We start from the raw sequence: 19,250 nt of genomic DNA, 5'->3' as shown, positions 1-19,250 counted from the left end.
TCCTTGATTTTTTGAACTTTTGTGTATCTTTCGTTAAAAAAACAAAAAAACCTGCCTCATCAGCAGGTTTAGACCAATATTTTTAATTGTTCCGCTTCCGTTTGCTCATACTGGACACGGAGCGTTTGAAGCAAATCCAAACCGTAACGGTTCAGCCACGGTAAGACCGAATGAATCCGCTCTTGTGGTGCGTGATCCGGTGCTAGTTGATACTGAAGGGCACGATCGGAACGATTCGCCTGTTCGTGCAGACGCCGCTCTTGCTCAACGATAGTTTCGAAGGTCTGTTGCAGCTGTTTTGTTAACTTCGTCGTGATGACCGATGTTTTTAACCGCTTCTGTTCAACCTGCTTGATTTCCTCCATCAAGACCTCACTGAGTAAGGAAGAGGCATGCAAGTGTTGTTTGACGTCACCGGCGTCAAACGGAGTAAGTGGTATGCCGTCACGCAAGGCTTGATCGATTGTGAGCTGATGTCTGCGCAACCGCTTCTCGTCTCGAGCTTGTAACAAGATAGCGCCCATTCGCGGAATCAACAACGGCATCGTCCAATCGAAATGATGAAACAGCGGACGGAGTCGCGTCCAGTACGCAATCTCACCAGGACCACCGATGTACGCAAGCGTCGGGAATAAATAGTCCTGCATCAACGGACGTGTGACGACACTGTTTGAAAAACGCTCCGGACTCGCGTAAAGCAATGCCAACAGTTCAAGTTCGGTATAGGTCTTTCCTTGTTTCGTCACAAAATCTTGACCCGGATACAACAACTCACGTCCGATGTCTTCAACAAACAGATGCGCTGCTTCTTCATTCAAGAAGGTATCCGGTAAATCCGACGTTTGCGCGATCCCTTTCGACAAGGCTTGTCGGATTTCCGGGTTATCTTGAATCAACCGTTCAAAAAACGGGATTTCGATTTGCCGGACGGCTTTCGCATCGGCATCAAAAAAGATGATGTCATGATTCACCAATTCACCTAAGAAGGCGGCAAAGAAACCACCGTACGTCGTGTTCGTTTCAATCAATCGATCCGTTAAGGCCAACAGCTCTTTTGTATAGGGTGTCTCACCTTCTGTACATAACGCCTGACGGACAACTTCCCTGACCGCATGTTGGTCAAACGGAATTCGACTGACTGAACGTTGGATGGAATCCGGCGGCGAAACGGTCAGCTTCCGTGTCCGAAAGTCATGTGTCGGAACGATGAGATGATTGATTTCATCAAAATCATGGTCTTCGGTTGCAAGCCAGAAAACGGGCAGGACCGGAATGTCGAGCAGTTCCTCCGTTTCGCGTGCAACCTTTAGACAGGTTAACAGCTTATAAACAGCATACAGTGGACCGCCGAGAATGCCGGTCTGTTGACCGGTAATCACGACCTGCGCCTCTCCGGTGCGCAGACGTTCGAGTTGTCCTTTCAGCCTCTCACTCAACTGAGGATTTTGTCGATTCAGCTCGTCCACCAGCAAACTGAGATGCGGGTATTCCCGGTGCTTGAGGTGTTGGCTACGCGCGAACATCCCTTCTTCTCCAAGATGATCCACGTATTTCGAAAATTCCGGTTGTGATGCTCGATGCATCAATGAATCTTCTGCATACAGAGCATGAAATGGTTGTACCTTCAAACAAAATCCCTTCTTTCTGACAAGATCAATGAATGAACAGTTGACGGATTCCAATCCCAAACAGCATCAGCTGGACAGGCAAGGCAATCAAAATCGTGATGCGCCAACTATGTCGAATCATCTGTAAGTAATCAACATCCACTTGTTGGATCCGTTGCCATAAGGCATTCACTGCAAAGATGAGGAGAATGGCGATCAACAGCCATCCTAAGTAGTTTTGACCGGTCAAGGCAATCAGTGCGACATGAATCCCGTAGAGGACGACAAATGTGCCGACATCCAGTGCAAGTCGAAGTGCTTTTTGGTGTGTTCGAAACACCATGAAAAAAATCATATAGAAAACAACCAAACTAAAGATTGGGAAGATTATAAACAATGTCACATGGAATCCCCTCTTTTTTCCTGAGATGTAATCTGTTCAAAATAAAACGTCAATAAGGGCGTCGGTGTCACGGCTCGTTCCAGAACATATCCGACAATCGGATCAATCTCTGTCCTTCTCCCCTGTTCGATATCCTGCAGCATCGATGACCGGTTCAGTCCGGTACGCTGCATGACCTGTTCAATTTCCGCATACGATATGTCGTGTTGCGGAAAAACATGGCGCAATTCTTCAAATAAAGCATGCGCTTTAGACGCGTACGGTTCCTCGAGTAATTGTCCGTTTGTAATCCGGTGGTAGGCCGTGAGTGGATTGATGACAGCGTTCATGAACAATTTCGTCAACATGACCGACTGGATGTCCTCTACATGTTCAAACTGCAGGGGACCATCCTCGAGCATCGGCAAAAACGCCTGTCCATAGCGAATGCGTCCAACTCCGGTATGCCGGACTTCATATTTCCCGGTTCTCATGGCACCGTGCTCCACGATGCCGAACAAAGCATGCGGCACCTGTTCGACTTGCGTCACATGCCCCATTCCGTTCTGTAAAAACAGGACCGGTGCCGTCTCGGTCATTAAATATGGAATCACACTTTTTATATCATACGACTTTGTCGTCACGAATACCAAGTCTTGCGACTCGAATTGATCGAGTAGTCGAACCTCCACCGGTTGGCTGGCTGTTCCGTCCCTGATGATGCGGACATCCCGATCTTCCGTCTGCCGCGTATAAACGGTTACCTCATGCTGTTCTGATAAGTAGGAAGCGATTAATAACCCGATGGATCCCGCTCCGATGATTCCGATTGTACTCATGCGCCCACGCTCCTTTTGTCATCAAAAAAAGCGACCTGCCAAACCGATTGCTCGATTCTTGGGTCGCTTTTATACCGATCATTCAGCTTACTTGCTGACGATTTCTTTACCTTTGTACGAGCCACATGCTTTACAAACGCGGTGTGAAAGTTTCATTTCACCACAGTTTGGGCACTCGACCATACCTGGTACACGGAGTTTGAAATGAGTACGGCGAAGACGTTTGCGTGTTTTCGACGTTCTGCGGAATGGTACTGCCATCGTTGTCCACCTCCTTGAAAAAATACACTCGCCTTTATGAAAAGATTAGGAATCCTGATCCTTTTTAAAGAACTGAGCGAGACCCGCAAGTCGCGGATCAATTTTTGGTTCAGCTTCTTCTGGTGCTTCTTCTGAGAGAACCGTCCAGCCTTCCCCTTGAACCAACTGATTTTCTTCATCATCCCCATGCACTTGCACTGGCACATGAAGTAAAATCAATTCTTGCACGAGTGGTTGAAGATCAACCGTATTCCCGTTCGGTAAATTGATGTCGTCCGAATCAACCGGAACAGCATCAACTTCGAGCAGGAATGACTCGATCGATTCAATCTCGAACGGGTACGCGACGTCATTCAGCGTCCGGGCATCCGGAAGCGTCATTTCGCCTGTAATCCGGAGATTGAATATTAATTGATTCGATGTAAACGATGCATTTGCACGAACGTGCACAGGTTGCACCGCCCGGATATCCGGATGGAGGGCGATGAGCTCAGGAAGCTCAATCGTCTCGTTAACCTGAAGTTGACCCAGATTGCGCAATTTATTCAATTGCATCAGGGACCATTTCATCCGAATCACCTCAATTGCAACAATATGAATTATAGAGAGGACATCTTGTTTTGTCAATGTTTTTTCTTTACACTGAAATCGCTAGAGAACGAACACTTTTGGACGTCTTCATCCATATTACCGCACTTAATTCGGTTTGCAAAGGAGAAAGTTTCATGAGAATGACAGCAATTATTTCTGAGTACAATCCGTTTCACAATGGACACCTTTATCAAGCGAAAATCGCCCGACAGGAAACCGGTGCTGATTTGATCGTCGCCATCATGAGCGGAACGTTTATGCAACGCGGGGAGCCCGCCTTCACGGACAAGTGGTCCCGGGCTCAAGCGGCAGTCGCAAGCGGCGAAATCGACCTTGTTCTGGAACTCCCTTTCTACTTTGCCGTCCAACGTGCTGACCGCTTTGCACGCGGCGGGGTGACGATTGCCGAGACGATTGGGGCACAGACGTTGTCTTTCGGTAGCGAGTGCGGTGACATCGCTCCTTTTATCCAAGCGGCTACTGAAGATCATGAAGCAACTCCACAGTACCAAGCGTTGGTTCAACAAGGACTGGCCAATGGTTTGTCTTCCGCAACGGCGGCGAGTCAGGCTTTTGCGGCCATGACGACGACGCTTGATTTGACGACGCCGAACAATACGCTTGGTTATTATTACGCCCGGGCAGCATCAAGCATCACGCTTCATACGACAAAACGCATCGGCAGCGGCTATCATGATCTGTCAGTCGGAGACATCATGAGTGCAACGGCGATTCGTGCTTATTACATGAAGCACCAGTCGTTGATCGGTTTACCAGACGCAACTGCTGACGTGCTCCAGAATGCCGTCTTCGCCTCTTTTGATGCCTACTATCCTTTCCTCCGCCATCGTCTTCTGACAACCAGTCTCGTTGATTTAATGCAATTCAACGGTATTGATGCTTCACTCGCCCCGCGTCTGATCGAAGGCGCCCGGCAGGCCGCTACTTTTAAAGCGTTCCTTGCTTACGTCAAAACACGGCGATATACCCGGACGAGCCTGCAACGTGCCCTGATCTACTTGCTGACGTCGACCACAACTCGTGAAATGGAAGATCTGGCGTTTGATCAAGTGGAGTATGTCCGTCCCCTTGCATTTAACGATCGGGGTCGTGCCGCTTTACGCGACATCAAAACACGTATTCCGGTCGTCTCAACGTTTTCGAAACATCCTTGGCTCATCAAAGAGAGCCAAGTCACAGCAGCGTACGCTGTGCCCTTGGCTCGTTACAGTGACTTGGAAGAACATCGCCGCTTTGCTTATTTTTCCGGTAAGGCTTCCAAATAATCAATCGCTTCTTCCACCGTTTTAATCGGGACGAGTTTCATCTTCGTCTCGATTTTTTTAATGGATGGTTTAGCTTCTTTATAGTTGGCGCCGGCTGGAACGAACATGATTTCCGCGTCGGCTTCATCCGCAGCCACGACTTTCTGCCACGCACCGCCGATTGGTCCAACTTTTCCACCTTCTTCAATCGTTCCGGTTCCGGCGATTTTATACCCTTTCGCCAAATCCCCGTCTGTCAATTGATCGTAAATTTCAAGCGTGAACATCATGCCGGCGGATGGTCCCCCGACATCTTCAACATTAAAATCGATGTCCGGATTCGTTTGGACTGCCGACATCGGGAGTGGTTCATAAATCCCGAGCCCGACCCGTTCCGACTCTTTTGTCAACCGGTTGACCGCAACTGTCGTCTTTTGCTCCTTCTTGTTTCGCAGCAACGTCAAATCAACTTGTGTTCCGGCTTTTTTGGCACTGATGGTCTTCATGAAGTCATTTAACGACGTGATGGACTTCCCGTCCACCGAAACCAATTGATCCCCGGCTTTTAATTTTCCTTCCGCCGGTCCTCCCGGAATGACACCGGATACGTAAATCCCTTTAAAATCGACGGCTACTTTTTCTCCGGCTAATTCATACCCTTCGATTGTCGCATTATGCTGGGCTTCTTCCATGTAGAGTTTCTGACGCTTCTCGTACTGGTTGTCCGACTCACCATCGTAGAGGTAGTCGCTGACACTTGAACGTTCAGCAAACGGCAGGAACAGGCTTTCGACGAGGAAATAAGGAGTCGCCCGACGCTGGGCAATCGTCAACATCATCAAATCACCCGGTTCTTTTGTTGCACCCTCGACATCAATTAATTGTTCGGTCGACGTCGCATCTCCCGGATATGAAATAAAATAAGGTAGCGGGACGAAAAAAGCGATCATGGCAGCGAGGATCGCCGCTAAAGCCGGTTTCCATGCCTTCATTTCAATTCCCCTTTGCTGTATTTATGACGTAACGCCTCCTCGACGACCGGCGGAACAAGCCCTGCCACCGATGCCCCGTATTTCGCGGCTTCCTTGACAATCGATGAACTCAAAAAAGAGTACTGATTGTTCGTCATCATGAACAACGTCTCAATCTGATCATTCATTTTTTTATTGATTGAAGCAACCTGCATTTCGTACTCAAAATCGGATACGGCCCGTAACCCCCGCACGATGGCATTGGCTCCGACTTCAGCAGCATAATCCACGAGCAACCCGTCAAAGGAGTCAACCTTGATGTGTGGCAGGTGTTCTGTCACCTCAGAGATCAGCTCCATCCGTTCCTTGACCGAAAACAACGGTTGCTTTGAGGAGTTGTTGAGGACGGCGACGATGATTTCGTCAAAAATTGGTGCGGCACGTTCAATGATATCGAGATGTCCGTTCGTAATCGGATCAAAACTACCGGGACAGATGGCAATTCGTTTCATGCGTTTTCCTCCAGCTCTGTAAATTCATATAATGTAATGGAGATGACCGTCGAGTAGCGGAGCCGTTTGATGACACTCAAACGACCAATTTGGTCCGGCAGTTCGGTCTCCGAACCATGTTCGCAGATGATGACCCCGTTATCCGTCAGCATGTCATGTTGCTCTATGTAGGCGACTTGGTCCGCCAATTGTTCTTTGGCATACGGCGGATCAAGAAAAATCAGCTTGAACGGCTCTTCTGACGCCAATTCCGCCAAAGCGACCGTAACATCCTTTTTCAAGACACGGCTGCGGTCCGTCAGGCGGGTCGTCGCAAGATTCTCCTTGATGGTCTGAATCGCCTTGAACTGTTGATCGACGAAAACCGCTTCCTCACATCCCCGTGATAACGCTTCAATCCCGAGTCCGCCGCTACCGGCAAATAAATCGAGTGCTTTTCCCCCGTTGAAATAAGGACCGATGACATTAAATAAGGATTCCTTGACCTTATCCGTCGTTGGTCTTGTCTGATCTCCTGGTACAGCTTTGATTCGCATGCCTTTTCGTTCCCCTGATATGACTCGCATCCTGTTCCTTCCTTTCAAAAAGGAGCGACGAGGATGTCCTCATCGCTCCACCAGTTAAACTTCTTCCTGCATCTTACCTTTTTTATTGGCGTATGTCTCGATGATGAACGGTCGCTCCGAACGCAACACGCTCTCGACGAACGGCAAGGCCGTAATCCGTTCGATTACTTGTTCATGTTGATCAAGATCAACATATAAGAACACGTACCGTTCACGTTTTGAAGTAAAATAGACATTCCCGAAACGGCGTAACTGACGCGACGCCTTCAACGCATTGACATAGACGATAAGTCCAATCCGATCCTTGATCACAACACCGTTCCTCCCTTTTTCAGCGATTAGCCGCTACAGCTGCAACTTCCACCTGTCGAACATCCGCCCGCACATCCTTGATCGAAGAATGGATTGCCTGTCGGAACTTTGATTTGAGGCGAGACTTGCCCGGCGAGGACGAGGCTCACTTGTCCGAGTAAGGTTTCGAGTTGCTTCTCTGCTTTTTTGAACACGGCGACCTCTTCTTGCAGATCAAGCGCGCGTTTGATTTCGTGCACCTTTTTCGTGATCGTTTGGTAGTCCGGATGATACCGGCCAAACCGTTGGACCAATTCATATTCTTCTTTGATCCGGTTAAAGTCACGAATCACGTCCTGCGCCTGCCTTGAGTTCGCACGCGCTTGTTTCGCTAATCTATATGCTTGACCTGTTTCGCTTTGCGAGAGAGAGTGTGCAAGGTCTTCCGCTGCGTTGATGAGGTCTATCGTTTTATCTGAATATATCACAACGAATCTCCTCCTTGACTTAACCATCATATCATAACATTTATCTCGCTCCTAGCACGCTGAATTGTGTATAATTTGTTCAGAAGGAAGGAATGAATTGTATGCAATTTTTATCATTTAACATGTTCCGCACGATCGGGATTAAAACCGAACATGCGAAGTCCGATTATCATTTTGATTCACTCGGCAAAATCGCCCAAGCTGACGTGATTTTGTTCCCGGAATATTGGCAGATCCATTCCATCATCTACGGGATGAAGAAACCAATCTTCCCTTCTGCGGCCACGTTCCATCTTGGGCACGATAAGATTGAAATGACCCGTATCTTCCAGACCGTCATTCCCGAGAATATTCCGCGAACCGGCATCTATGGAAAAAACGAATTTACGGTCACACGGGTGCTGGAGGAGTTTTCGTTCCCCTTCGTCGCGAAGACGGTCCGCAGTTCGATGGGACAAGGTGTCCATCTGATTAAGGATCAAGCCGATTGGGATAAGTATGTCGCGTCGCATGAGACGTTTTATATTCAAGAATACATCCCGAATGAGAAGGATCTCCGCGTCGTCGTCATCGGCGACAAGGTTCTTGCTGCTTACTGGCGTGTCGGAGGCGCCCAATTTTTGAACAATGTCGCCCAAGGCGGTGTCCTTGATTTCGAGAACATTCCACAGGAGGCACTTGATTTCGTTTTGGCATTGGCGAAACGACTCGACATCGACCACGCCGGATTTGACCTGATCTTCCGGGACGATCACATCTATGTCCTCGAATTTAATGTGTTTTTTGGCGGAGAAGGTTTAAATCATCTCGGAATTCATGCGCCCGATACGATTCTCGAATATGTCGAACGGAAATATGGAAGTTCATGAATTCTTCAAATTGACTTCACAACTTTTTCTTTATCCGTTCATTCATTATGGTATGATAGCTTGGAAAGACTAGTGTACACTAGCAAACTGGGGTATAGGGGGATTCACACATGAAGTTTGAAAAGTTCGGAATCGAAGGCAAGGAAATTAAGTTCGGGTTACTCGAAACGATCATGGATCATCATCGTTTTGTTCGGGAAGGACAATGGGATTATGAACGTGCCATGTATGACATGAAATACGAAAAACAATCTACGGGAGAAGTCTTTTATCTTCGCGTCCCCGTTTACGCGATTCAAGGTGAACTTGAAGACCGTCACGCTGTCGTTCGGATGCTGACGCCTCTTCTCGGAAAACATTATTACCCGCACGGTGTCGAGTATGATGAGGAGTTCCCTCCGGAAATCGTCAAAGACTGCGAACGTCGTTTGACGGCATTACTCGAAACACTCGAAAAATAAGTTGCCTCGCCAAAGTCCGCCTCCCAGTGGACTTTGGTTTTTTTATAGACATTTCTACGAAAAAGGGACGAGGGGGACGGATTTAGTATCCATCTCCCTCGTCCTGTATAGAGAATGACTGTTGAGTCAATTCCTTGTTCCTCTTCATTTCGCAATCAACTGGAGATAATCCAATACATCTTCGCCGAGCTGTAAGTTTACCTGTTCCCGTAAATGATGGTATAACGCAGGAAGCTGTGCCGGTGCGACGCTGACCTTCATGCTGAATGAGATGGTATCTTGCGACAATCGTTTGATCCGGATGACGGATCCTCCAAAATCCACGACCGTACATAATAACAACTCTTCAATCGCTTGAACCGCCACCGTTACCTCACCTTGTACGTCATAGTGTTCACCCATCGTATTCACTCCTTCGCAAGTTGTTTGACCGATGTCATAACTTCCTCTAAGTCGACCGGTTCATCCGGCGTCTTCGCCATCGATGAAATCGCCCGGACTTTGTTGTCTCGATCAAGAATGAACATTTGTGTTCCGTGCGTCACTAAGCCGCTTTCCGCTTTAGAGTAATAAAAATTCAATTGACGGGTCAGACGGTCAATGACGACGCCATCTCCTGTCAACACCTTCCACCCTTCCGCATTGGCTTCAAAGTTGGACGCATATTTTTTTAAGACTTTTGGTGTGTCGACTTTCGGGTCAACCGTCACGGCGACAAGTTCGACATCCGAGCCGTACAACTCTTCCGCCCGTAACTGTTTCTCTAACTTCCGGTAGTCATTTAATGTCAAGGGACAGATGTCCGGACAGTTGGAATAGAAGAAGGTCAAGACCTTCACCTTTCCGTCTTCGGAATCAAACTGTTTCCCGTCCACCGCATTCGTCAATTCAAATGGAGTCGGCTCTGCGATGACAGGTAATTTTTCTTTCATGAAAAAGTAATAGTAGCCACCGGCTGCCGCAATGAGAATCAAGACAGCTGCTGCAACCGTCAAATAACTGTTTTTCTTCAAGTCATGACCTCCTTAGTGGTTCCAGATTGCCCGAAACACGTTTGTCGTCTCTCCCGGCTCATACACCACATAGAGGAGGCAGTAGACGATGACTCCTGTAATCGCGGTCAAGAACCAGATGACAGAAGCTTTGGGACCGATTTTACGATGACGCGTAAAGTTTTTCTTGTACGCATAAAAGAGAGCCATCAATCCAAGCACGCCACCCGACGTCGCTAAAATGATGTGGAAGATTAAAAATCCTGTGTAATACGGTTTAATCGTGTCCGGTCCGCCAAAGGCGGTATTACCTAACAAGATTGTCCGTAACGCATACATGATGAAAAATAACAGTGCTAAAGCAGCAGCAATCGTCATGACGAATTGGTGTGCTTTCATGTTCCGACGCGTCTGAGCGATCAAGAACCATCCAATCGCTACGAAAATCGCGCTGAGGACGATCAACGTGACACAAATCAACGGCAAATAACTCATGTTCCAACTTCCCCCAATTTAATCCGCTTTTGGCGAGAAGGACATACCTTCATCGACAGCAGTACTTTTAGAACGTCTCACCCATGTGAAGAACGTAAGTCCAAAGAACAATCCGTATACCAGCTCTTGACCAAGCTTCATCAATACGCCACCAAAACGTTGGTCTTCCAGCAGATCTTTTGTTGTTCCGAACAAACGCTCCATATCAAGTCCACTTACATCATTGTTTGGCATACAGTACGCAAGAACTTTTGCGAACGTCGCCGGATCTTGATAGGCTTCATATTGAAAACTTTGACTAAAGATCATGAAGGCACAGGCTGGTGTCAACAAGACGCCATTGGCGACGATGTAAACCATCTTCTTCAAATCCGATAAACTGTCTTCCTCGTTCACCGGTGCGATGATCGGATACCACATCGTCATGCTGAGGAAAATCAATGCCCCGTGGAAAATCCGGTGCACCGTGTAATTCGTCAGGACATAATCAAAAATGAAAGGCATATGATAAAACGTAAACAGTGAATTAAATACGACCAATGCAATCAATGGCAAGATAAAGAACCGTAATACTCGTCCAAGATAAGGGACTTCAAACAAGCGTTTGAATACCCATCCAGGAATCGCCAGCATCAACAGTGGCGGTGCCACCATATAGACGAATACCATCTGCAACATATGCGCTGAGAACGTAATATGCGCCATTACATCGAGCGGACTACCAAAACCAATGTAATATACTACCAAAGCAGCCAACATGGAAAATTTCTGACCAAGCGTTGTCTCCGCCTCATCCGGTCGACGAATTTTTTCCGTCACGACTGCATAAAAAATATAGATTCCAATCAACAGTAAAGCATAATATGGACTCCACAAAACCGTCCAGTCAAATTGTGATAAAGATCCCCTTAAGTTGCCTAACACATTTCTCACCCCGTTCCTTTTTCCTACAGATTAAGATTACCGTTCCCCTATTTCATTGTAAAGGTTTCTCATAAAACGATTCTAAAATAAAAGACCATCCTGCTAAACGTTAGCAGAATGGTCACAATTTATTACCAGATTAAAAGACGGAGTGTCGCGACAATCGTCAAGGCGACGAAGATCCCAAGTGCCATCATGACTTTAATCCATGTGTTCCCTTTATTGTTCATGTGCATGAACATATAAAGTTGAAGATAGACTTGCACGATCGCCATGATGATCAAGAATCCACCGGCTGCCCAGTGAGGCATGAGTTCTGCCATGACCGCACCAAAGGCGATCAACGTCAGGAAGATCATCAAGGCAAAGCTTGTGAGTTGAAGTTGCATCTCGCGGCTGCGGTCTGCTTTCATCTCGAGCTCCATTTGATTACGTGTCAGTTGCGGTTCGTGTTTTTCCATCTTATTTCACCATCCCCATGAGGTAGACGACTGAGAAGATAAAGACCCAGACGACGTCAATGAAGTGCCAGTAAAGACTTGAAACATAATATTTCGGTGCGTTCACGACTGTGATACCGCGATTCCAGTTACGGACGAGTAATGTCGTGATCCAGAGAAGACCAAACAAGACGTGTGCGCCGTGGAATCCGACAAGCGTATAGAATGCTGATCCAAAGGCACTTGACGTAAACGTATGACCGATGTGGTAGTAATGATTAAACTCATAAATCTCACCCGCTAAGAACGCTAATCCAAGAACAAGTGTGATGATCAACCACATTTTCATCTTCTTCACATCATTACGTTTCATCGCCATCATCGCAAGGACACTTGTCAGTGAACTTGTGAGAAGGAGCATTGTCATGATGAAGACAAGACCCATTTCAAAAATATCGTAACTGCGTAATCCTTCTTTCGCACCCGAATTATGCAACCCGATGTACGTCCCGAATAGCGAGGCAAACAATGTTGTCTCTCCACCAAGGAAGAACCAGAAGGCTACATATTTATTCTTACCCTCAAGTGTTGCTTTTTCAACATGATCCGGAATACCCGTGATCGGGTTATTTGGAACTGAATGATGTCCCATCTTACTTCGCCTCCTTTTCAGCTTCAAGGCGTAGATCTTCTTCGATGACGGATTTTGGAATGTAGTATCCTTCATCGTCAATCCATGAACGGAGGAACATCGCAACGAGTGTCGTAGCGAGACCGATCAACGCAACGACGAGACCGACTGTTCCGTAGTCCAGGCGAAGAATAAATCCGAGACCTGCGAGGAATAGACCGACTGACATGACGAACGGCAGAATCGTGTTGTTCGGCATGTGGATATCGCCAACTTCTTCCGAAACGGAAACGGTTTTGTTTCCTGCCATTTTTTCGAGCCAGTATGTGTCAAGTCCTTTGACAAGTGGTGTTTGTGCAAAATTATATTCTGGTGTTGGGACAGGAAGCGTCCACTCAAGTGTCCGTCCATCTCCCCAAACATCACGTTTGACGTATTCTTTTGACATCAATGCCGCTGCAATCGAAACAACCAATACGATTGTCGAGACACCCATGAAGCCTGCCCCGATTGACGACAGCAAGTTCATTGTTTCCCAGCCTTGGTTTGGCAAGTACGTGAAGACACGACGTGGCATTCCTGTCAGACCGAGAATGTGTTGCGGGAAGAACGTCAAGTGGAAGCCGATGAAGAACAACCAGAATTGAATTTTACCCCAGAATTCGTTCAACTGTTTCCCGAACATGAGCGGGAACCAGTAGTAAAGACCGGCGAAGAGACCAAAGACAACCCCACCGACGATAACGTAGTGGAAGTGGGCAACTACGAAATAACTGTCATGGTACTGATAATCGGCTGGTGCAACAGAAAGCATGACACCCGTCATACCACCAACGAGGAACGATGGAATGAAGGCAACCGAATACAACATCGCAACAGGGAACGTCAGTTTACCGCCCCACAGCGTAAAGAGCCAGTTGAATATCTTAACCCCGGTCGGAACGGCAATCGCCATTGTCGCAACCGCGAAGATTGCGTTCGCAACAGGACCGAGACCGACTGTGAACATGTGGTGAACCCAAACCATGAATCCTAAGAAACCGATCAACATTGTCGCAAAGACCATCGTCGTATAACCGAAGAGACGTTTACGGGCAAAAGTAGGAATGATTTCTGAGAAAATACCGAAGGCCGGTAAAATCAAGATATAAACTTCCGGGTGACCGAAAATCCAGAAAAGGTGTTCCCAGATGACGATGTTACCACCCGCTGCCGGATCAAAGAAATGAGCTCCGAACAACCGTTCAAACGTCAAGAGGAATAATCCGACCGTAAGTGGCGGGAAAGCGAAAACGATCAAGGCAGAAGCAACGAATGCTGTCCAAGTGAACAACGGCATCCGCATCAGTTTCATACCTGGTGCACGCATGTTTAAAATCGTAACGAGGAAGTTGATCCCCCCCATTAATGTACCGAAACCAGAAATCTGTAATCCAAGTGCATAGAAGTCAACACCAAGTGATTCTGGAACTGTTGAAAGTGGTGCATACGCAGTCCATCCTGCGTTTGGTGCTGCGCCGAAGAACCATGATAGGTTCAAGAGCACTCCCCCGAAGAAGAACAACCAAAAACCAAGTGCATTCAAAAACGGGAAGGCAACGTCGCGCGCCCCGATTTGTAATGGTACAGCTGCGTTCATGTACCCGATCAACATCGGCATCGCTGCCAGGAAGATCATCGTCGTACCGTGCATCGTGATCAACTGGTTAAATAACTCACCGCTGACGAAATCGTTCATCGGTTTAATCAGCTGAAAACGAATCATTAAGGCTTCTACGCCACCGACCAGAAGGAAAAACAATCCGGACATGATGTAGAGAACCCCGATTTTTTTATGGTCGACTGTCGTTAGCCAGTCCATGATGCCGCTTTTTTTCTTCGGCATACCCATAGTATGTGTCCCCACTATGATTCCCCCTTAAATATTATTGGAGCTTCTTGTCCAATAGATAGTCTGCCAATTCGCTTAACTCGTCATCGCTGATCTGATCCTCAGAGAAACCAGGCATTTTCGTTCCTTGTTTTTCTTTTTGTGGATCGCGAATCCATTTTTCGAGATTTTCTTTGTCATGATCAAGGTATCCTGCGATACGCTCACGATCACCAAAGTTTGTTAAGCTCGGCGCGACTTTCCCGCCGCCGTGACAACTGAGACAGTTTTGTGCGTAGACTTGCTCGCCTGTTGTCCAGTTCTTTTCGTTTTTCGCATCAAGCTGTTTTGTTTCTGCTTCTTTTGCTGTTTTCATGTCTTTAAGCCATGCATCGTACTCATCTTGCTCAAGTGCGATGACTTTAAAGTCCATCAATGCGTGTGATGGTCCACATAACTCCGCACATTTACCGTAGTATGTACCGGCTTCTTGTGCTTGTAACCACATTTCATTCTCAAGACCTGGGTTTGTATCTGTTTTACCTGAAAGTGCAGGTACCCAGAATGAGTGAATGACGTCTTTTGATGTCAAGTTGACAGCAACTCGTTTGCCGACTGGGATGACAAGTTCTTGTCCTGTCGAAACGCCTTTATCCGGATATTCAAATTCCCACCAGTAAAGGTTTGCCGTAACGTTGATGATTTCATTTTTCTTCGCTTCTTTTGCATCTGCTAATTCGACTGTCGTTTTGATCGTCGGTACAGCAAGGACGACTAACAAGAGGATTGGAATGACCGTCCAGATGATCTCGAGCGTATGATTCCCTTCAACTTGTTTTGGAACTGTGTTGTCTCCAGCTTTACGACGGAATTTCATAAGTACGTAAATATAGATGACTGCTACAATCGCAAGGACAAACAACATGACCCATAAGCTGAGCTTAATGATCTCAAGTTGCATTTGTGCGCCTTCCCCGCGAGGCTGTAGTGCGGACAATTCCGGGATTCCACAACCTGATAACAACAATGCCATCAAACCGATCGGAAGAAGCCGGAAGAGCATTTTTCCTGATTTTTTCACAACCATCCCCACTTTCTTTTCCCCAATTTTTTTCTTTCTTGCTGATGTTCGTGAATATGTCAAATCGTTTTAGAGAGAAACGAGTACGACAGTCACGATCCAAGCCGTGAAGTAGAAGAGCGAGAAGAAAAACATCTTCGAAGCCCACTTAATCTCAGCTTGTTCTTCCTTGATTTTGAGACCTTTCAATCCCATGTAGAGCCAGTATCCGCCAAGCACTGCCATGACAAGCATATAAATGATGCCGTAGTGCGCAAGGAGGAGTGATGATGGAACTAAAACTGCGATCCACCATACAATTTGTCGTTTCGTGATCGCAAAACCATTGACGACAGGTAACATTGGAATACCGGCAGCCCGGTACTCTTCCGTCCGTCTCATGGCGAGCGCAAGGAAGTGAGGCGGTTGCCATACGAACATGATGAGAAATAAAATCCATGCATCGATATGAAGTGTCGGAGTGACTGCCGCAAATCCAATGATCGGTGGCACTGCTCCAGATATACCACCTACGACCGTATTGATCGTATGCGTCCGCTTCAGCCACATCGTGTAGATGACGACGTAGACAAACGATCCAATCAATCCGAAAACTGCTGCGACATGGTTAACGATTAACAAAAGGATGGTACCGGTAGCCAGTATACCAAGTCCTAATGCCAATATCCGTTGCCCGTCCATCTTACCGGTCACACTCGGTCTCCCCATCGTCCGTTCCATCTTATAATCAATGTCACGATCGATGTAGTTATTGAGGTAACAACTACCGGCAATGACCAGTCCACTTCCAAGAAGTGTCCACAATAACGTCAACTTCGTCTGCCACAAATAGAGTAGAACATCATCCGTTAAGTACGATGCTGCCACGACATAACCTGCGAAGACGGTGATGAGATTCGCACGGACGATTCCCATCTTTGCTAGGGTGACATAGTCCTTGAACGTCGGTTGATCCGATTGCTCGATCATGATGTCCAGGGTCTCCCCATTTACTTTCGCCATGTTGTTTCCTCCTTCTAACCGCCTGTGTTCTCTCTGTACGCATGGTACACGCATTTTCTTCACAGAAATAACACAGACACGCCACGAAACGTCCTTTTCTCTATAAAAGATACCACATATTCAAGGTCGTGACGTATGAAAATACTTTCGACATAATGAACAAAATGTGAAATCTATGTGATTTACCTCACAGTTCACCATATTTACCTAATATTAGAATAGCGTTCTTCTAAAAGATTGCAAGCGTTTCGATATTTTTTATGCGATACTATTGCTAGGTATTTCAAGTATCTTGTATTTTTCCAGAAAGGTGGTGTCTGCGTCTTGAATCGAAAACTTTCGATCTTTTCAGCATTCGTGACATTCACGATGATGATTGTTCTCCTCATGGGGGGGACTGTCACAAAAACCGATTCAGGTAACGGGTGCGGAACGGACTGGCCGCTCTGTCACGGTGAATTGATTCCAACCAACCCTAGTGTCGAAACGATGATTGAATATAGTCACCGTGCCGTGACAGGTGTCGTCGGATTATTGATCATCGCGCTTTGCCTATGGACACTCGTCGCATTCAAGGAGCGTCTAGATATAAAAATCTTCGCTTTCCTAGCCTTTATTTTCATGTTGATTCAATCCATCGTTGGTGCAGGAGCCGTCGTCTGGCAACAGTCCGATCTGGTCATGGCGTTGCATTTCGGAATCTCACTGATTTCCTTCGCTTCCTTGCTCATCTTAACGATATTGATCATGGAACGTCCCGGTCGAGAATTCAGGGAATCCGTCCCAGCATTCTTACGTAAACTTCTTTACGGCTTATTGGTTTATACACTAATCGTCGTGTATACCGGCGCGTTTGTCCGCCACGTCGGTGCTACATATGCCTGTGTCGGCTGGCCGGTTTGTGAACAACCGACCATGACGTTTGAAGCCTGGGTCCAAATGATTCACCGGATACTCGCCGGACTCTTGTTTTTCTATACGTTGTTCGTCCACTTCATGGCGATCCGTCTGAAACATCGGACGACACGGACTGCCATGTGGTTTGCGACCTTCTTCATCTCTTGTCAGGTCGCGACTGGTGCCTGGATCGTCTTAGGTGGTCACGCCACTTACGTTCCGTTGTTGCACGCCTTCTTGATCACGTGTTACTTCGGTGTCATTTCGTATCTCGCATACCATGCTTTCCGGACACGCAAAACAGATTCCCGATTACACTGATTGTTTTTCAGGTCTCTAAAAATCGCGGCTGAACCGTCGGTCGGTATACGCAACAGGGGGTGGATTTTAAAATCCACCCCCTGTTGCCATCTATTGATTTCTTTTATTCTTTAAAACGGGCAATCGCCCGCTTCCGTGCCATGTCATGATCGACGATGGGCATGGGATAATCGTAATCTTTTCGTTGTTGTTCCGTCGGTTCATGAATCGACGTTTTCGGTAAATCCTTGATTTCCGGCAAATAGTTGCGGATGAACGTTCCATCCTTATCAAACTTCTTCGATTGGGTCGTCGGATTAAAAACTCGGAAGTATGGAACGGCATCCGTCCCGACCGATGCCGCCCATTGCCAGCCTCCAATATTCGAGGCAGCCTCATAGTCGACCAGCTTTTGCTGAAAGTACCGTTCTCCTTTTTGCCAGTCAATCAGCAGGTCCTTGGTCAAAAAGGAGGCGACGATCATCCGGAGACGATTATGCATCCATCCAGTCGTATTCAGTTGCCGCATGGCGGCATCGACGATCGGATAACCGGTTTTGCCTTCCGACCAGGCTTTAAACCCTTCTTCATCCTCTTCCCACTTGATTTGCGTATACTGCTCATTGACCGGAAGACGCTTAGCTTCCGGATAATGCAACAGAATCGTATAGTAAAATTCGCGCCAAATCAGCTCCGTGATATAGGTTTGTTTCCCTTTCGAATCCTTCTCCTGGCTGACCGCCTCAAAAATCGTCCGAATCCCAATCTCTCCGGTCCGCAGATAACGTGACATTAAACTCGTGCCATCAACAGCCGGAAGATCCCGCTGCTCTTCATACGATGCCAGGCTAGCCTTCAGGAACTGCTTCAACCGCTTCTTCGCCTGTTCTTCACCGGGTTTAAAATCGATGTCCGATTCCGCCTGTTTAAAATATTCCAGCATGAACGCATTGTTTTGCCGACGCTTTTGATAACGTTCCTGCAGACGCTTGAGGTCGACCGGATACGGTTTTGGCAACTCTTTTTTGAGAAAGGTATTTTTGTACGGGGTGAAGACTTTATAATACGAGCCATCGTTTTTCTTTACGGCATGAGGGTGAAGCAAATGCCGATCGAGCAGTCGTTCCGTCTTCTTCTCGCCGCGTTTTTTGATGATTGCGTCATCCCGTGTCTTGAACGGTTCCACGTATTCCGCATTAAACAGCAGAACGTCAGCCATCTCCGTCGCCTTTAAAAAGTCTGTTTCCGTTCCTTCAATAAACCGAATCGGCATGCCGTTTGTCTTACACACCTTCGCAAACTGTTCAAGTGCTTGGAAAAAATATTGTTGACGGGCATCGTACTCCCCGATGTACTCCGGATTGATCCAAAACACGAACTCGACGTTTGCCTGCTCGTTCTCTTCGAGATAGTGCGTGGCTTGCGCCAACATGTGATTGTCCTCGATTCGGAAATCGCTCCGAATCCAACAAATGATGTTCATAGTCGTTCCTCCCTGAAAGTTGAAAATGAACG

Annotated in this window: 24 protein-coding genes; 4 read left to right on the top strand and 20 right to left on the bottom strand. The window is 47.1% G+C overall.

Annotated elements, in window-relative coordinates:
- Positions 1 to 68 precede the first annotated feature (68 nt).
- The 5 genes from bshC to P397_RS0106640 form a co-directional block, all read right to left on the bottom strand.
- A complete protein-coding gene (gene bshC, locus P397_RS0106655) occupies positions 69 to 1,583 on the bottom strand; it encodes a bacillithiol biosynthesis cysteine-adding enzyme BshC (RefSeq protein ID WP_235183950.1) in 1,515 nt (504 codons plus the stop codon).
- 70 nt (positions 1,584 to 1,653) lie between these two features.
- Entirely contained in the window at positions 1,654 to 2,010 is a 357-nt protein-coding gene (locus P397_RS0106650) for a DUF3397 family protein (protein WP_026832550.1), read from the bottom strand.
- On the bottom strand, positions 2,007 to 2,828 hold the full coding sequence (locus P397_RS0106645; protein ID WP_028105974.1) for a ketopantoate reductase family protein: 822 nt from the start codon (positions 2,826 to 2,828) through the stop codon (positions 2,007 to 2,009). Before P397_RS0106645 ends, P397_RS0106650 begins: the two co-directional genes overlap by 4 nt.
- An 87-nt stretch (positions 2,829 to 2,915) precedes the next feature.
- A complete protein-coding gene (gene rpmF, locus P397_RS17755; RefSeq protein ID WP_012370841.1) occupies positions 2,916 to 3,089 on the bottom strand; it encodes a 50S ribosomal protein L32 in 174 nt (57 codons plus the stop codon).
- 45 nt (positions 3,090 to 3,134) lie between these two features.
- Positions 3,135 to 3,659, bottom strand: coding sequence for a YceD family protein (locus P397_RS0106640; protein WP_026832548.1), 525 nt, complete (start codon positions 3,657 to 3,659; stop codon positions 3,135 to 3,137).
- Between the two features lie 155 nt (positions 3,660 to 3,814).
- On the opposite strand from P397_RS0106640, the gene P397_RS0106635 reads away from it, so the two are divergent.
- Entirely contained in the window at positions 3,815 to 4,966 is a 1,152-nt protein-coding gene (locus P397_RS0106635; RefSeq protein ID WP_026832547.1) for a tRNA(Met) cytidine acetate ligase, read from the top strand.
- On the opposite strand, the gene P397_RS0106630 is transcribed toward P397_RS0106635, so the two are convergent.
- From P397_RS0106630 to P397_RS0106610, 5 genes are read right to left on the bottom strand one after another with little or no spacing between them, the layout of a single operon-like run.
- The gene (locus P397_RS0106630; protein WP_026832546.1) at positions 4,939 to 5,937 is read right to left on the bottom strand and encodes a SepM family pheromone-processing serine protease; all 999 of its coding nucleotides are present in this window, start codon (positions 5,935 to 5,937) and stop codon (positions 4,939 to 4,941) included. The two genes, P397_RS0106635 and P397_RS0106630, sit on opposite strands and share 28 nt — an antisense overlap.
- Complete coding sequence (gene coaD, locus P397_RS0106625; RefSeq protein WP_026832545.1) at positions 5,934 to 6,428, bottom strand: pantetheine-phosphate adenylyltransferase; 495 nt, start codon at positions 6,426 to 6,428, stop codon at positions 5,934 to 5,936. The genes P397_RS0106630 and coaD overlap by 4 nt, the downstream gene beginning before the upstream one ends.
- Positions 6,425 to 7,012 carry a 16S rRNA (guanine(966)-N(2))-methyltransferase RsmD gene (rsmD, locus tag P397_RS0106620; RefSeq protein WP_255415515.1) on the bottom strand — a complete coding sequence of 196 codons (588 nt, stop codon included), beginning with the start codon at positions 7,010 to 7,012 and terminating at the stop codon, positions 6,425 to 6,427. The genes coaD and rsmD overlap by 4 nt, the downstream gene beginning before the upstream one ends.
- Before the next feature lie 36 nt (positions 7,013 to 7,048).
- Complete coding sequence (locus P397_RS0106615) at positions 7,049 to 7,306, bottom strand: YlbG family protein (RefSeq protein WP_026832543.1); 258 nt, start codon at positions 7,304 to 7,306, stop codon at positions 7,049 to 7,051.
- Positions 7,307 to 7,332: 26 nt separating this feature from the next.
- Positions 7,333 to 7,773, bottom strand: coding sequence for a YlbF family regulator (locus P397_RS0106610; protein ID WP_026832542.1), 441 nt, complete (start codon positions 7,771 to 7,773; stop codon positions 7,333 to 7,335).
- A 101-nt stretch (positions 7,774 to 7,874) separates the two neighbouring features.
- On the opposite strand from P397_RS0106610, the gene P397_RS0106605 reads away from it, so the two are divergent.
- The gene (locus P397_RS0106605; protein WP_235183949.1) at positions 7,875 to 8,642 is read left to right on the top strand and encodes an ATP-grasp domain-containing protein; all 768 of its coding nucleotides are present in this window, start codon (positions 7,875 to 7,877) and stop codon (positions 8,640 to 8,642) included.
- Positions 8,643 to 8,752: 110 nt separating this feature from the next.
- Positions 8,753 to 9,103 (top strand): YugN family protein, encoded by a 351-nt coding sequence (locus P397_RS0106600; RefSeq protein ID WP_026832540.1) that lies wholly within the window; start codon positions 8,753 to 8,755, stop codon positions 9,101 to 9,103.
- Between the two features lie 144 nt (positions 9,104 to 9,247).
- On the opposite strand, the gene P397_RS0106595 is transcribed toward P397_RS0106600, so the two are convergent.
- The 9 genes from P397_RS0106595 to cyoE form a co-directional block, all read right to left on the bottom strand.
- Positions 9,248 to 9,505, bottom strand: coding sequence for a hypothetical protein (locus tag P397_RS0106595; protein ID WP_026832539.1), 258 nt, complete (start codon positions 9,503 to 9,505; stop codon positions 9,248 to 9,250).
- Between the two features lie 5 nt (positions 9,506 to 9,510).
- On the bottom strand, positions 9,511 to 10,116 hold the full coding sequence (locus tag P397_RS0106590) for an SCO family protein (protein WP_026832538.1): 606 nt from the start codon (positions 10,114 to 10,116) through the stop codon (positions 9,511 to 9,513).
- Positions 10,117 to 10,128: 12 nt separating this feature from the next.
- Positions 10,129 to 10,590: a DUF420 domain-containing protein gene (locus P397_RS0106585; protein ID WP_026832537.1), complete on the bottom strand. Its 462-nt coding sequence runs from the start codon at positions 10,588 to 10,590 to the stop codon at positions 10,129 to 10,131.
- An 18-nt stretch (positions 10,591 to 10,608) separates the two neighbouring features.
- The gene (gene ctaG, locus P397_RS0106580; RefSeq protein WP_026832536.1) at positions 10,609 to 11,523 is read right to left on the bottom strand and encodes a cytochrome c oxidase assembly factor CtaG; all 915 of its coding nucleotides are present in this window, start codon (positions 11,521 to 11,523) and stop codon (positions 10,609 to 10,611) included.
- A gap of 122 nt (positions 11,524 to 11,645) precedes the next feature.
- Complete coding sequence (locus P397_RS0106575; protein WP_026832535.1) at positions 11,646 to 11,975, bottom strand: cytochrome C oxidase subunit IV family protein; 330 nt, start codon at positions 11,973 to 11,975, stop codon at positions 11,646 to 11,648.
- 1 nt (position 11,976) lies between these two features.
- Positions 11,977 to 12,606, bottom strand: a complete 630-nt coding sequence (locus P397_RS0106570) for a cytochrome (ubi)quinol oxidase subunit III (protein WP_035387592.1) — start codon at positions 12,604 to 12,606, stop codon at positions 11,977 to 11,979.
- A 1-nt stretch (position 12,607) separates the two neighbouring features.
- The gene (ctaD, locus tag P397_RS0106565) at positions 12,608 to 14,476 is read right to left on the bottom strand and encodes a cytochrome c oxidase subunit I (RefSeq protein ID WP_026832533.1); all 1,869 of its coding nucleotides are present in this window, start codon (positions 14,474 to 14,476) and stop codon (positions 12,608 to 12,610) included.
- A gap of 34 nt (positions 14,477 to 14,510) precedes the next feature.
- On the bottom strand, positions 14,511 to 15,542 hold the full coding sequence (gene coxB / locus P397_RS0106560; RefSeq protein WP_051524081.1) for a cytochrome c oxidase subunit II: 1,032 nt from the start codon (positions 15,540 to 15,542) through the stop codon (positions 14,511 to 14,513).
- 63 nt (positions 15,543 to 15,605) lie between these two features.
- The gene (cyoE, locus tag P397_RS0106555) at positions 15,606 to 16,538 is read right to left on the bottom strand and encodes a heme o synthase (RefSeq protein ID WP_026832531.1); all 933 of its coding nucleotides are present in this window, start codon (positions 16,536 to 16,538) and stop codon (positions 15,606 to 15,608) included.
- 324 nt (positions 16,539 to 16,862) lie between these two features.
- Between cyoE and P397_RS0106550 the strand changes: the two genes are divergently transcribed.
- A complete protein-coding gene (locus P397_RS0106550; RefSeq protein WP_026832530.1) occupies positions 16,863 to 17,756 on the top strand; it encodes a COX15/CtaA family protein in 894 nt (297 codons plus the stop codon).
- A 103-nt stretch (positions 17,757 to 17,859) separates the two neighbouring features.
- Here the strand turns inward: P397_RS0106550 and P397_RS0106545 are convergent, their stop codons facing one another.
- Complete coding sequence (locus P397_RS0106545; protein ID WP_028105973.1) at positions 17,860 to 19,218, bottom strand: cryptochrome/photolyase family protein; 1,359 nt, start codon at positions 19,216 to 19,218, stop codon at positions 17,860 to 17,862.
- Between the last annotated feature and the right edge of the window lie 32 nt (positions 19,219 to 19,250).

It is taken from the genome of Exiguobacterium undae DSM 14481, assembly GCF_000620805.1.
In the GTDB taxonomy this organism is placed as follows: Bacteria; Bacillota; Bacilli; order Exiguobacteriales; family Exiguobacteriaceae; genus Exiguobacterium_A; species Exiguobacterium_A undae.
Note: the sequence above shows the minus strand (reverse complement) of the source record. Positions and strands in the feature narration are given on the sequence as shown.

Excerpts from the sequence above, each read along its gene's own strand:
- P397_RS0106645 (WP_028105974.1), bottom strand. The coding sequence starts at position 2,828 with ATGAGTACAATCGGAATCATCGGAGCGGGATCCATCGGGTTATTAATC.
- ctaD (WP_026832533.1), bottom strand. The coding sequence starts at position 14,476 with ATGGGTATGCCGAAGAAAAAAAGCGGCATCATGGACTGGCTAACGACA.
- bshC (WP_235183950.1), bottom strand. The coding sequence starts at position 1,583 with ATGCATCGAGCATCACAACCGGAATTTTCGAAATACGTGGATCATCTT.
- P397_RS0106635 (WP_026832547.1), top strand. The coding sequence starts at position 3,815 with ATGAGAATGACAGCAATTATTTCTGAGTACAATCCGTTTCACAATGGA.
- P397_RS0106605 (WP_235183949.1), top strand. The coding sequence starts at position 7,875 with ATGCAATTTTTATCATTTAACATGTTCCGCACGATCGGGATTAAAACC.
- coaD (WP_026832545.1), bottom strand. The coding sequence starts at position 6,428 with ATGAAACGAATTGCCATCTGTCCCGGTAGTTTTGATCCGATTACGAAC.
- P397_RS0106570 (WP_035387592.1), bottom strand. The coding sequence starts at position 12,606 with ATGGGACATCATTCAGTTCCAAATAACCCGATCACGGGTATTCCGGAT.
- P397_RS0106575 (WP_026832535.1), bottom strand. The coding sequence starts at position 11,975 with ATGGAAAAACACGAACCGCAACTGACACGTAATCAAATGGAGCTCGAG.
- P397_RS0106595 (WP_026832539.1), bottom strand. The coding sequence starts at position 9,505 with ATGGGTGAACACTATGACGTACAAGGTGAGGTAACGGTGGCGGTTCAA.
- P397_RS0106630 (WP_026832546.1), bottom strand. The coding sequence starts at position 5,937 with ATGAAGGCATGGAAACCGGCTTTAGCGGCGATCCTCGCTGCCATGATC.
- P397_RS0106640 (WP_026832548.1), bottom strand. The coding sequence starts at position 3,659 with ATGAAATGGTCCCTGATGCAATTGAATAAATTGCGCAATCTGGGTCAA.
- P397_RS0106585 (WP_026832537.1), bottom strand. The coding sequence starts at position 10,590 with ATGAGTTATTTGCCGTTGATTTGTGTCACGTTGATCGTCCTCAGCGCG.
- rpmF (WP_012370841.1), bottom strand. The coding sequence starts at position 3,089 with ATGGCAGTACCATTCCGCAGAACGTCGAAAACACGCAAACGTCTTCGC.
- cyoE (WP_026832531.1), bottom strand. The coding sequence starts at position 16,538 with ATGGCGAAAGTAAATGGGGAGACCCTGGACATCATGATCGAGCAATCG.
- P397_RS0106600 (WP_026832540.1), top strand. The coding sequence starts at position 8,753 with ATGAAGTTTGAAAAGTTCGGAATCGAAGGCAAGGAAATTAAGTTCGGG.
- coxB (WP_051524081.1), bottom strand. The coding sequence starts at position 15,542 with ATGGTTGTGAAAAAATCAGGAAAAATGCTCTTCCGGCTTCTTCCGATC.
- P397_RS0106545 (WP_028105973.1), bottom strand. The coding sequence starts at position 19,218 with ATGAACATCATTTGTTGGATTCGGAGCGATTTCCGAATCGAGGACAAT.